Raw genomic sequence first — 11,196 nt, 5'->3', positions numbered from 1 at the left:
GCCAAATTATAACGGAAAAAGGATGTTGCACCAATCACTTTAAGGAGAATTGATGACATTTCTATGTATTCGATAGTTCTAAGATTTTGCTTGTTATTGTTGGATATTTATATCATTTCGTGGAAATGAGTTGATTAGTGCGAGGTGGTCAGGCTGGTCAATTTATGACTTAAGGGTTCATATACATCATCTTCACTGATGGATGATAGAAAAAGAAAGCTTAACCAAATCTGTATAAATCCATTAATATAGGCCTGCTTTATCTTTCATCATTTTATAAATAAGGGCAAGTCATGCAACGAGTGGCGATAAATGGATTTGGTCGAATCGGACGTAATGTACTACGCGCTTGGTTTGAAAATCCAAAGAACTTTCAGTTTGAAATCGTCGCAGTAAATGATGTAGCAGATGTAGAAACCTTATTGCATTTATTTAAATATGACACCACGCATGGGCGATTTCCGGGAAAAGTCGATTTAAGTTATGAAAATGAAAGGATTTATTTACATCTTTCTAAAGATCAAGCGCAGCTCAAAGTTGAAGTATTGTGTCAGGCAAACCCGCAAGATCTACCTTGGGCAAGTCTCAATGTCGACGTGGTTCTAGAGTGCACAGGTTTATTTCGCTCGCGTGAAGCGGCAACAGGGCATATCAGCTCAGGTGCAAAGCGCGTGATTATTGGTGCGGCACCTTTTGACTCAGTTGATGCCGCAATTGTGTATGGGGTGAATCACCATGAGGTCAAAGCCAGTGACCAAATCATTTCTAGCGTGTCATGTACCACGCAGGCCTTAGTGCCTTTAGTTAAAATCATTGATGATGCTTTTGGAATTGATACTGCGCTCATGACCGAAATTCATGCAGTGACTGCCGATCAGTCTGTATTGGATCATGCGCATCGTGATTTAAGACGTGCTCGTGCTTCAGGTCAAAATATTATTCCCACCACATCGTCAGCCCTCGGTGCTTTAAAACAAGTCATGCCGAAAATGGCCGATCGTATCGATGGTTATTCGATTCGTGTGCCAACGATTAATGTGGCGGCGATTGATTTAACTTTTATTTCACAAACTCCGATTACCGACCATAAAATTAATGAAGTGCTGATTCAGGCGGCGAAGTCAGACTACCGTGAAATTATGGATGTGACGGATGAACCTTTGGTGTCTTCGGATTTTAACCATTCACCCTATTCACTCATTGTTGATTTAACGCAAACCATGGTGGTGGGGCACCAAGCCAAAGTCTTTGCGTGGTATGACAATGAATGGGGCTATGCAAACCGCTTATTAGATTTGTGTGAATCTTTTAGTGCGTCAGCAGCCTAAAGATTTTTTATTTTTAGCATCTTTTACTCTGAAAACAAGATGATAGGCATAGACCGAATACAGACTTGTGGTTATCATGAATTTATAAACGAAAATAATGTAGAGCGGTGCTTATGTTGATCTTAATTTGGGGGTTTATTTTGTTATTGGCGGTTGCTGTTGTGGTTTTAATTTGGTTTCAATTTAAAAATCAGGCAGATAAAACCGATCCAAGCGTAGAGCAAAATCAACTGCAAGAAAAAGTACATCATCTTGAAGAGAATTTAAAAAAGACCTTGGAAATTATGCAAGATCTTGCAAAAAAGATGCATGTGCAACAGGAAGTGATCGAGCAGACCACGTCTAAGTTGCAAAAAGTTGAACTACAAAACGCTGAATTGGTGAATATTCTCGCTAAAGCCGTACAACCAGAACGCTAAAAATTAAGTTTAGATGAGCACGGTACGTAATAATGCCGCGCTCAGCATACTAATCACAACGGTTGGTAAAAGTGAAAAGCGTGAAGCTGCAATTAGAGTGATGGCAATGGCGAGTAGATCTGCGACATTGTCTTTGACAAAATAAGGTGCAATTACTGAAATAAGTACGCAGCCCGGAACAACTTCCAAAATCTTTCGTTGTTTGTTGCTTAAAGCTTTATTTTTCAGCAAAACATAGCCCAATATACGCGTCAGATAAGTGGTGGCTGCGACCAATAAAATTGCGACAAGTGTCGTGCTGTGGATCATAGCTCATCCTCCTGAATAAATAAGAATGCAGAGGCGATACCACAGATTGCACCAATAGGCACATACCAGCCTGTCGGTAAATATAAATAAGCAATGGCCGCACTGATTAGACTGATAAGCCAAGGGCGTGCGGCGCTAAAGCCTTTCCACATGCCACGCAGTAAAACCAGAAATACTGCAGCAAAGGCCATATCAAACCCATAACGGTGAACATCGCCTAGCAAAGGACCAAGAATGGCACCTAAGCTGGTAAAACTGACCCACATCAAGTACAGAGCAAAACAGATGCCTGCGTAGTAGGACATGCTAAAGGCCTGTTGTAACCCAAATCTTTTCTTTTGTTCTGCATCGGCAAGAGCTGCGGCCCAACTTTCATCACACATGAAAAACAGGGCAGGGAAAACCTGTCGATTAGGCAAATGGCGTAAATAGGGCACGAGACTTGCACCCATGAGCAAATGACGGCTATTGACTAAAAAAGTAATGAAAATTAAAACGAGAAAATTTGGTGGATTGGTCCAGACCTCGAGCACGGCAAACTCGGAACCGCCCGCAAAGTTTAGACCAGTAAATAATGGAACTTCTAAATGGCTAAAGCCTTTTTGAGTGGCTTGTGTTCCTAAGACCAAAGCAAAAGGAATAATGCCCAGCAGCATGGGGATAGATGTTTTAATACCACGTTTAAACTCGACGTAATCGGTAGAGTCATTGAGTTCTTGAGTTGTATTTCTAAGGGAGAACATTTTTAAATCGCCTATGCGTGCTAGGTTTTGGTGCAGTAGGTGAATAAGTTTATGTTTTTTATGAGATATTTTTGCTTTATTTAGCTTAATATAGAGATCGTTTGGAATAATATGCTGTGATTGGTTAAGTCTGAGCAAAATTATGCTTTAAGGATGGAATTTATGGATCAAACAGATAAGCGGATATTGCAAGTACTACAAACCGACGGAAAACTTCAAAATAATGAGTTGGCTCAGCGCATTGGACTGTCTGCCTCACCGTGTTTAAGACGAGTAAGACAACTAGAAGAAGACGGGATTATTCGGGCTTATGTGGCTTTGGTAGATCCTGCTAAAGTGAATCTGCGATTGACCGTGTTTGCACGCATTTGGCTAAAGAGTCAGGATCCGCAAACGGTGAACCAATTTGTTGAATCGATTCGTGAAGTTCCTGAAGTGGTCGAGTGTCATTTAATGGCAGGGGATTGTGATTTCTTTTTACGTATTGTGGTTGCAGACTTAGACGCCTATCGACAGTTTCAAATCCATCGTCTAAATAAAATCCCCAATATACAAAGTATTAAAACAGAAATTCCATTGCAAAATATCAAACAAACCACAGAACTGCCGATTTGGTAGCTCAAAAGTTGATAGTGAAATCGCCTATGAATCTGGCAGCATGACTCAAAGTGATAAGACTTGTACTCTAGTCATGCTACTTAGGATGTTATGACTCTTCGTTTAAAAAGCCTTCTTTAATTTCTTTAGGCAGATCTGCGTGCCACCATGCATAAATACTGGCTTTAATTTCTTCATCTTCTTCAGGGTCATTTAGAGGTTCATCATCTTCACGAATCAGTTCATCACCTTCAAATTTGAACCAAAACTCCCAAGGATCATCATCACCGCAACCCCATGCTTGCGCATGGATGTCTGGAAGCAAGGCTTTCAGGAAGAATAAAATCGCTTCCATGAACTCATCACCTGATGAACCATGGACAAAGTGTGCGATGGAATAACCCGCGAGGGAGTATAGTGATTCAGGACCTAAGTCAAACTCGATATTATCGACGGTATTTAAAATATCTTCGGCCAGTTCAGCGCCATGTTCTGGATTGATGTCACAGACTAAAGCCGTAAATTGACTCGCATCGCCGCGATGTTCTTGAAATAATCGGTCTAATTTTGACATGATTTGAGCATCTGCGTGCTTGTAATATAAGTTGCTGTGTATTTCCATCGAAATTTCCCCAAGTAAAAACGGTGTGATTAAAAGTATTATCGGTATAACGATGTAGTATTTATTGTTGCTGTCAAATTGAGCTGAAGTATAAAAGAATGTGTCTTTTGTGCAAGCACAGGTATAATTGGAAATAAAATATAAAACAAAGTCTTAAATGAATTTTTCCAATCTGTGCAGAGCACTAGGATGAGTTAATATTATTGATTCTGATACTTGGGCATTGTCTAAAGTCATGTTTGGAATGGTTCGCTCAAAATCGGTAAGAATGTATAAAGTTGTTAACGATGACATCGAAACGATAAATTAAATTTTCCGAAATTGTCTAATGCACAGCAGATTGTATCGTGATAGACTAAGAGAAATCGGGTGTGCCCCGATTTTTTTATGCGGATTCGTTCCGCGCAGACAAGATTTTAGGTTTACAACATGCCCATTTCAGAGACATGGTTATTACCTGATGGTGTAGCTGATGTACTACCAGAACAGGCGCAAGTGATTGAAACTTTGCGTCGTCAAGCATTAGATTTCCTCGCAACTCGAGGTTATCAGTTGGTGTACACGCCATTCATTGAATACATCGAATCGTTATCTTCTCTTTCAGAATCGAATCAAGATTTAGACTTAGCCACTTTTAAAGTGATTGATCAGCTTTCTGGTCGTTTACTTGGTGTGCGTGCCGATATGACACCACAAGTGGCTCGTATTGATGCGCATGTACATCCAGTGGAAGGCGTTGCTCGCTATTGCTATGCAGGAACAGTCCTACATACCAAACCACAAGGCTTTAATACCACACGTACACCTTTGCAGTTAGGTGCTGAGCTATTCGGTTCAGACAGCATCGATGCCGATGTTGAACTGATTGATGTGATGATCAGCCTGCTTGAAAAAACAGGTTTTGCAGACGGTATCCATTTAGATTTAGGCCATGTGGGCTTATTCCGTAGTATGGTGAAGGTTGCGGGTTTAAACAAAGCGACTGAACGCCAACTCTCTGATTTATATCAACGTAAAGCTCTGCCAGAATTGGCAGAATTTACCCAAGATTTAAACTTTGGTGCAGACTTTTATACTTTAGGCCGTTATGCAAGTGACTTAGCTGCCTTGCAAACGCATTTAAGTGCAGAAGTCATTGCCGATGCTGAATTCAAGCACGCTTTCGATGCATTAAAAACCACACAATCTGAGATTCAAGCACGTTGGCCAAATCTTCAGATGGGTATTGATGTGGTTGAGCTACGTTCGTATCACTACCATACGGGCTTAATGTATGCCGTTTATGCACCAAACCGTGCTGCGCCATTGGCACAAGGTGGACGCTATGACGGAATTGGTGAGCACTTTGGGCGTGCACGCCCAGCAACAGGCTTTAGTTGTGACTTATATGCACTCAGTGCAGGTCGTTTTCAGCAAAACAGTCTCGTGGTTGCACCTAAAGGTACACAAACAGATTTGATCCAAGCGATTGAACACACGCGTGCTCAAGGCATGAGCGTGATTCAACTTTTGGGGCAGGATGATTTAACTACACTTCCGTATGCAACGCACCAGTTGGTGAATGTTGCAGGTCAATGGACTGTAGAACAGATTTAATCACTTCTTCAGGTAAGCTAAAACCTGAGAAGTTCTTCAATTTTAACAGCATGATGCAATGAGGCTATTATGGGCAAGAATGTTGTGGTACTCGGTACCCAATGGGGCGACGAAGGTAAAGGTAAAATCGTCGACCTGCTCACAGATCAAGCGGCTGCGGTCGTTCGTTATCAAGGCGGACATAACGCAGGTCATACACTTGTCGTTGGTGGTAAGAAAACTGTATTACACCTCATTCCATCTGGTATTTTACGTGAAAACGTACTGTGCTTAATTGGTAATGGTGTGGTGCTTTCTCCTGCAGCGCTCATCAAAGAGATGGACATTCTTGAAAAAGAAGGCGTACCAGTTAAAGAACGTCTACGTATTTCTCCGAACTGTCCACTGATTTTGCCAAACCATATTGCACTTGACCAAGCGCGTGAAATCAAGCGTGGTAATGCGAAAATTGGTACCACTGGTCGTGGTATTGGCCCTGCGTATGAAGACAAAGTTGCACGCCGTGCAATTCGTGTTGCAGATTTGGTTCGTGGTGGCGAGCATCTTAAAGCTCAGTTAACTGAACTTCTTGAATACCATAACTTCCAATTAACACAATTCTACGGCGTAGAAGCAGTTAAATTAGAAGATGTACTTGCGCTGTGTGATCAATGGCGTGAAGTGGTTGCACCACTTGTGATTGATGTCACTACAGAGCTGCATAATTACCGTAAAAACGGTGACAACATCATGTTTGAAGGTGCTCAAGGTTCACTTCTAGATGTTGACCATGGTACATATCCGTATGTAACGTCTTCAAATACGACTGCTGGTGGCGTAAGCTCAGGTTCTGGTTTGGGGCCATTACATCTTGACTATGTATTGGGTATTACCAAAGCATATACAACACGTGTAGGTGCAGGTCCGTTCCCAACTGAGTTGGTTTATGACGCTGCAAATGACGTAGGTGATGCGATTGGTAAGCACTTAGGGACTGTAGGTTCTGAATTTGGCGCTTCTACAGGTCGTCAACGTCGTTGTGGTTGGTTCGATGCTGAAATCCTTCGTCGTTCTGTAGACGTAAACTCACTTTCAGGTATTTGCTTAACTAAACTTGATGTTCTTGACGGTTTAGAAGAAGTGAAAATCTGCGTAGGTTACGAAGCAGCGGATTCTGGTTGTGTTGGTTCTTCTGATGCGCTTGCATTTGAAACTTTAAAACCAATTTATGAAACAATGCCAGGTTGGTCTGAGTCTACCTTTGGTGCGAAATCAATGGATCAATTGCCACAAGCAGCGATCAACTATGTAAAACGCATTGAACAATTAATCGAATGCCCAATCGATATCATTTCTACAGGTCCAGACCGTGAAGAAACGATTGTTTTACGTCATCCATTTGACGCTTAAGCGATAAAGCATTGAGTAAAAAACCCTGTCTCGTACAGGGTTTTTTATTTGTGCGGTACATCTGTGCATGAGCATTACTGCTGTTGATTTAAGCTACTGAGCTGGAATGATTTTCCCGACTAAAGTTGCATGAATAAGCACGACATAATGTATAAGTGCTTGTTAGAATAAAATGCACAATAAACAGATGAGCAGGCAGGATGCAAAAGAATATCGCGGGAACTATTTTTTACTCACTACTTTTTGCTATGGGTGGTGCGCCAACAATCGCGATGATGATTATTCAAGGGCAAACCACCGATCCAGACGTGATTTATAGTGCGCTCATTGGATTGTCTGTGATTATTGCTTGTATCTTAGTGCCGATCATACTGCTCCAAAATGCATTCCTGTTCGCGAAGCGTAAAAGTGCGACCCTTGAGGAAAAAATTGAACCTTTAAGCCACCTGTATTTGGGTTTAAATATTCTGTGTTTGGTTTATTGGCTTTTGATTCAGTTTATGTAACTAGGTTTAAGGTGGTGTGTAGATATCGCTCTAGCGCGGAAATTTGGCTTATTGTGCTTAATTGTGAAGATATTTTTACATAATTGCTATGATAAAACGTGGTGATGATATTTAACAATTTAAATCTATTCAATATAATTCAGCACATTATGTAAAATGCTTTGAGATGGATGGAGTTAAGCAATAATGAAAAATAAAATATTAATGAGTTTGTGTGCAGCAAGTGTGGTTACAATTTCAGGTTGTGCAACTTTTGCGGAAGTGGCAGGTGCAGACACTGCAACATTAAATGCAGCAGCAACCCAAGGCTTCAACAAAACTGTGAATGAAGCGCGAAGCACAAAGACCTTAGATACCTCATCTACGACCTATAAGCGTATTTATGGTGTATTCAATCGCTTGAAGCCATATGCTGATCAAATGAATCAAACTGGAACGAAATTTGACTGGCAGTTGGCAGTACTTAAGTCAAATCAGGTCAACGCCTATGTTGCACCTGGTGGTAAGGTGGTGTTCTACACAGGTATTGTAGATAAATTGAACCTAACTGATGCTGAAATTGCAGCGGTGATGGGACATGAGATGGTGCATGCTTTAGAAGAGCACTCGAAGAGTAAGGTTGGTGCGCAGGCATTAACGGATTTGGCATTGGGAATTGGTCTAAGTGCAGCAGGTGTAGGTCAAACGGGTTCGGCAGCAGCACAGCTAGGTAGTCAAATTGGTATTGGCTTGCCATACTCACGTAGCCTAGAAAGTCGTGCAGACCAAGGTGGTTTAATGTTGATGGCTAAAGCAGGCTATAACCCTCAAGCCGCAATTAGTCTGTGGGAAAAAATGAATAAGCTTGATGGAGCAGGCGGCTCTTCATTCCTGTCGACGCACCCATCAAATAGTCAGCGTATTGAAGCAATGCGTAAGAACTTAGCCGCTGCTCAAGCGGTTTATAATCAAAGACGTTAATTTGTTTTTGAGTAAAAAAGGACGCCAAGGCGTCCTTTTTTACTGTCAGTTTATGATTTTGAAAATCATAAATTATTTGTGACAGGTGAAGTAGTGCTTCACCTGAACAGCTAATTAAGAAATATCTATGGCGCAGGATTAGGTTGTTGCTGATGAATAGCTTGAATACCCTGTAAAACTTCTTCCGATAAATCTATCTCAAAGGCTTGGATATTTTCTTTCAACTGGTCTAAGTTGGTCGCACCAATAATCGTACTGGTCACAAAAAACTGCTGCTTGATGAAGGCTAGAGCCAGTTGTGTCGGCGTTAAACCATGACGTTCAGCCAGTTGCGCATACTGTTCTGTTGCCCATTCACACTCTGGGTTGCTATAACGACTAAAGCGGCTGAAAAGCGTCACGCGAGCATTCGCTGGGCGTGCACCATTGCGGAATTTACCTGTGAGATAGCCAAAAGCGAGTGGGGAATAGGCAAGTAAACCAACGCCTTCATATTTCGCAATTTCTGACATACCAATTTCATAAGTACGGTTCAATAGGCTATATGGATTTTGCACACTGACAAATTTAGACAGGCCGAGCTGTTCCGCAATTTGTAGAAACTTCATGGTGCCCCATGGCGTTTCATTAGATAAACCAATATAACGAATACGCCCTTTTTGAATCTCTGCTTCTAATGCTTGTAGTGTTTCTTGCAAAGAGGTCACGGTTTGCGTGTTATGGGCTTCACTGTTTTCATAGCCTAATTTTCCGAAAAAGTTGGTTGGGCGCTGTGGCCAGTGTAGCTGATATAAATCAATATAATCGGTCTGTAAACGCTTTAGGTTGCCATCTAGGGCAGAAGAAATATCGGTTGCATTAAAACGAGTCTGTCCATCACGAATATGACTACCACCTTGCGATGGCCCCGCAATTTTAGAGGCTAGAAATAGCTTGTCTCGACCGCCGCGCTGGGCAATCCATTGGCCAATAATACTTTCGGTTGCACCTTGGGTTTCAGGTTTTGGAGGAACAGGGTACATTTCCGCAGTGTCCCAAAAGTTAATGCCTTGCGCCAAAGCATAGTCAAGTTGCTCAAAGGCTTCAGCTTGAGTGTTTTGCTCACCAAAGGTCATGGTGCCGAGACAAATTTCAGGAACCAAAATACCTGTATCGGCTAAGGGTTTAAATTGCATTCAACATTTCCTTTTATGGACTGCGTTTTTTCGGTCGAATTAGGTTACACAGTTATGCCCAGTAGGTTAAATCACTATTTTTACAAAGTTTGTCATGATTTTGTCAAAGCAGAAGCAGATTTAAAGACATAAAAAAAAGCAAATCCTAAGATTTGCTTTTGGCTGTATCAGCTACGAAGAAAAGTCTTATTCTTCGTCTTCATAGTCATCAGCATTCGCTTTTGACTCTTCTAAAGAGGCATCAAAAATTAAGATGGCTTTACCATCAGTTTCGATCATGCCTTGCTCTTCGAGTGTTTTCAAAACACGACCAACCATTTCACGTGAACAACCGACAATACGTCCAATCTCTTGACGCGTAATACGAATTTGGCGGCCATTTGGTAAAATCATCGCTTCAGGTTGCGACGATAAGTCGATTAGGCAACGTGCAATACGACCTGAAACATCGATAAATGCAAGGTCAGTCACTTTACGTGTGGTATTTTTTAGACGGCGTACCAGCTGTGCAAATACTGCATAGCTTAGGTCAGGGTATTGTTTGCTGAGTTCATGGAAGTTTTCATAAGTCACTTCAGCAATTTCGCAGACATCACGGGTACGCACTTCTGCAGTACGTTGTGAGTTTGCTTCGAATAGACCCATTTCCCCAAAAAAATCACCCGCATTTAAATAAGCGACCACGATTTCACGTTCATCGTCTTCACGCAGAATAATGGAGACCGAACCTTTTAAAATCAAATATAAAGATTTAGATTCTGAGCCTGCATCTACGATGGTGGTACGCTTAGGATAACGATTAATATATGCGCGTTTTAATAATGCTTTGACTGACTCGGGGAGTTGACCTGGAGACAGCGCATCAGTGCTTAATTGTGAAAAGCTTGAAGTCATGCTAACGGTTCCGAAAATGGATAAAATATAGATCGCACAGACCTAGGGTGAACTTGTCACACAGTCAGAGCTGAAATTCCTTATCAACTCAATTTATGTTAGTGTACAGTCACTTCGTCAATCTATAGCTTTTTTTAGGTACTTGCAATGCAAACAACTGTTCATTGGTTAGAGAATGTTGCTTTCGAAGCAAAAACTCAAAGTGGTCACAGTGTTATCATGGATGGATCGCCAGAATATGGTGGTGAAAACCGTGGTCCAAGACCAATGGAATTGATCCTGACGGGACTGGGTGGTTGTGCCTCTTTTGACATCGTGACCATACTTAAAAAATCACGCCAAGAAATTACTGATGTACGCTGTGAACTCAAGGCAGAGCGGGCAGATAGCATCCCTGCAGTGTTCACAAAAATCCACTTACATTTCGTGATTATGGGTCATGCGGTGAAGGAAAAACAAGTCGCAAAAGCCGTGGAATTATCGGCAGAAAAGTACTGTTCTGCGAGCAAAATGTTGATGGATGGTGGGGTTGAAATCACCCATGATTTTGAGATTATTGAAGCAAATTAAACGCTGACTTTTAAGTCATTTGAGGCTGATCTGGTGATCGGCCTTTTTCATGCTTCACGCTTTTGTTTTGATTCCGTAAACTGGGACA

General features: G+C 41.6%; 13 protein-coding genes. 8 read left to right on the top strand and 5 right to left on the bottom strand.

The window, feature by feature from the left end; genetic code table 11:
- The first annotated feature begins 293 nt into the window (after positions 1 to 293).
- Together AC4CVD_RS11200 and AC4CVD_RS11195 are read left to right on the top strand one after the other, a co-directional pair.
- A complete protein-coding gene (locus tag AC4CVD_RS11200) occupies positions 294 to 1,328 on the top strand; it encodes a type I glyceraldehyde-3-phosphate dehydrogenase (protein WP_490753117.1) in 1,035 nt (344 codons plus the stop codon).
- A gap of 113 nt (positions 1,329 to 1,441) precedes the next feature.
- Complete coding sequence (locus AC4CVD_RS11195; protein WP_490753116.1) at positions 1,442 to 1,747, top strand: hypothetical protein; 306 nt, start codon at positions 1,442 to 1,444, stop codon at positions 1,745 to 1,747.
- A gap of 9 nt (positions 1,748 to 1,756) precedes the next feature.
- Here AC4CVD_RS11195 and AC4CVD_RS11190 read toward each other — a convergent pair whose 3' ends face one another.
- Both AC4CVD_RS11190 and AC4CVD_RS11185 read right to left on the bottom strand, forming a co-directional pair.
- Entirely contained in the window at positions 1,757 to 2,056 is a 300-nt protein-coding gene (locus tag AC4CVD_RS11190) for an AzlD family protein (protein WP_490753115.1), read from the bottom strand.
- Positions 2,053 to 2,799: an AzlC family ABC transporter permease gene (locus AC4CVD_RS11185; protein ID WP_029575069.1), complete on the bottom strand. Its 747-nt coding sequence runs from the start codon at positions 2,797 to 2,799 to the stop codon at positions 2,053 to 2,055. The genes AC4CVD_RS11190 and AC4CVD_RS11185 overlap by 4 nt, the downstream gene beginning before the upstream one ends.
- A 162-nt stretch (positions 2,800 to 2,961) precedes the next feature.
- On the opposite strand from AC4CVD_RS11185, the gene AC4CVD_RS11180 reads away from it, so the two are divergent.
- Positions 2,962 to 3,417: an Lrp/AsnC family transcriptional regulator gene (locus AC4CVD_RS11180; protein WP_078426373.1), complete on the top strand. Its 456-nt coding sequence runs from the start codon at positions 2,962 to 2,964 to the stop codon at positions 3,415 to 3,417.
- Positions 3,418 to 3,505: 88 nt separating this feature from the next.
- On the opposite strand, the gene AC4CVD_RS11175 is transcribed toward AC4CVD_RS11180, so the two are convergent.
- Entirely contained in the window at positions 3,506 to 4,018 is a 513-nt protein-coding gene (locus tag AC4CVD_RS11175; RefSeq protein WP_078426374.1) for a hypothetical protein, read from the bottom strand.
- Between the two features lie 429 nt (positions 4,019 to 4,447).
- On the opposite strand from AC4CVD_RS11175, the gene AC4CVD_RS11170 reads away from it, so the two are divergent.
- The 4 genes from AC4CVD_RS11170 (at position 4,448) to AC4CVD_RS11155 (ending at position 8,469) form a co-directional block, all read left to right on the top strand.
- Positions 4,448 to 5,614 (top strand): ATP phosphoribosyltransferase regulatory subunit, encoded by a 1,167-nt coding sequence (locus AC4CVD_RS11170; protein ID WP_078388960.1) that lies wholly within the window; start codon positions 4,448 to 4,450, stop codon positions 5,612 to 5,614.
- A gap of 69 nt (positions 5,615 to 5,683) precedes the next feature.
- Complete coding sequence (locus tag AC4CVD_RS11165; protein ID WP_114836827.1) at positions 5,684 to 7,003, top strand: adenylosuccinate synthase; 1,320 nt, start codon at positions 5,684 to 5,686, stop codon at positions 7,001 to 7,003.
- A gap of 200 nt (positions 7,004 to 7,203) precedes the next feature.
- Positions 7,204 to 7,509 (top strand): hypothetical protein, encoded by a 306-nt coding sequence (locus AC4CVD_RS11160; protein ID WP_004696180.1) that lies wholly within the window; start codon positions 7,204 to 7,206, stop codon positions 7,507 to 7,509.
- 186 nt (positions 7,510 to 7,695) lie between these two features.
- On the top strand, positions 7,696 to 8,469 hold the full coding sequence (locus tag AC4CVD_RS11155) for a M48 family metallopeptidase (protein ID WP_004982314.1): 774 nt from the start codon (positions 7,696 to 7,698) through the stop codon (positions 8,467 to 8,469).
- Positions 8,470 to 8,594: 125 nt separating this feature from the next.
- Here AC4CVD_RS11155 and AC4CVD_RS11150 read toward each other — a convergent pair whose 3' ends face one another.
- Positions 8,595 to 9,644: an NADP(H)-dependent aldo-keto reductase gene (locus tag AC4CVD_RS11150; protein WP_490753114.1), complete on the bottom strand. Its 1,050-nt coding sequence runs from the start codon at positions 9,642 to 9,644 to the stop codon at positions 8,595 to 8,597.
- Between the two features lie 186 nt (positions 9,645 to 9,830).
- Positions 9,831 to 10,538, bottom strand: coding sequence for a cAMP-activated global transcriptional regulator CRP (gene crp / locus AC4CVD_RS11145; RefSeq protein ID WP_004696183.1), 708 nt, complete (start codon positions 10,536 to 10,538; stop codon positions 9,831 to 9,833).
- 147 nt (positions 10,539 to 10,685) lie between these two features.
- Here crp and AC4CVD_RS11140 point away from each other — a divergent pair, with 147 nt between their 5' ends.
- Positions 10,686 to 11,108, top strand: coding sequence for an OsmC family protein (locus AC4CVD_RS11140; RefSeq protein ID WP_078426237.1), 423 nt, complete (start codon positions 10,686 to 10,688; stop codon positions 11,106 to 11,108).
- The last annotated feature ends 88 nt before the right edge of the window (positions 11,109 to 11,196 follow it).

The sequence above is a fragment of the Acinetobacter sp. LipI_23 genome (genome assembly GCF_058243045.1).
The sequence above is the reverse complement of the archived record's forward strand: the minus strand, read 5'-3'. Positions and strand labels throughout refer to the sequence as shown.

Coding starts and splice junctions, on each gene's coding strand:
- AC4CVD_RS11200 (WP_490753117.1), top strand. CDS start 294: ATGCAACGAGTGGCGATAAATGGATTTGGTCGAATCGGACGTAATGTA.
- AC4CVD_RS11195 (WP_490753116.1), top strand. CDS start 1,442: ATGTTGATCTTAATTTGGGGGTTTATTTTGTTATTGGCGGTTGCTGTT.
- AC4CVD_RS11190 (WP_490753115.1), bottom strand. CDS start 2,056: ATGATCCACAGCACGACACTTGTCGCAATTTTATTGGTCGCAGCCACC.
- AC4CVD_RS11185 (WP_029575069.1), bottom strand. CDS start 2,799: ATGTTCTCCCTTAGAAATACAACTCAAGAACTCAATGACTCTACCGAT.
- AC4CVD_RS11180 (WP_078426373.1), top strand. CDS start 2,962: ATGGATCAAACAGATAAGCGGATATTGCAAGTACTACAAACCGACGGA.
- AC4CVD_RS11175 (WP_078426374.1), bottom strand. CDS start 4,018: ATGGAAATACACAGCAACTTATATTACAAGCACGCAGATGCTCAAATC.
- AC4CVD_RS11170 (WP_078388960.1), top strand. CDS start 4,448: ATGCCCATTTCAGAGACATGGTTATTACCTGATGGTGTAGCTGATGTA.
- AC4CVD_RS11165 (WP_114836827.1), top strand. CDS start 5,684: ATGGGCAAGAATGTTGTGGTACTCGGTACCCAATGGGGCGACGAAGGT.
- AC4CVD_RS11160 (WP_004696180.1), top strand. CDS start 7,204: ATGCAAAAGAATATCGCGGGAACTATTTTTTACTCACTACTTTTTGCT.
- AC4CVD_RS11155 (WP_004982314.1), top strand. CDS start 7,696: ATGAAAAATAAAATATTAATGAGTTTGTGTGCAGCAAGTGTGGTTACA.
- AC4CVD_RS11150 (WP_490753114.1), bottom strand. CDS start 9,644: ATGCAATTTAAACCCTTAGCCGATACAGGTATTTTGGTTCCTGAAATT.
- crp (WP_004696183.1), bottom strand. CDS start 10,538: ATGACTTCAAGCTTTTCACAATTAAGCACTGATGCGCTGTCTCCAGGT.
- AC4CVD_RS11140 (WP_078426237.1), top strand. CDS start 10,686: ATGCAAACAACTGTTCATTGGTTAGAGAATGTTGCTTTCGAAGCAAAA.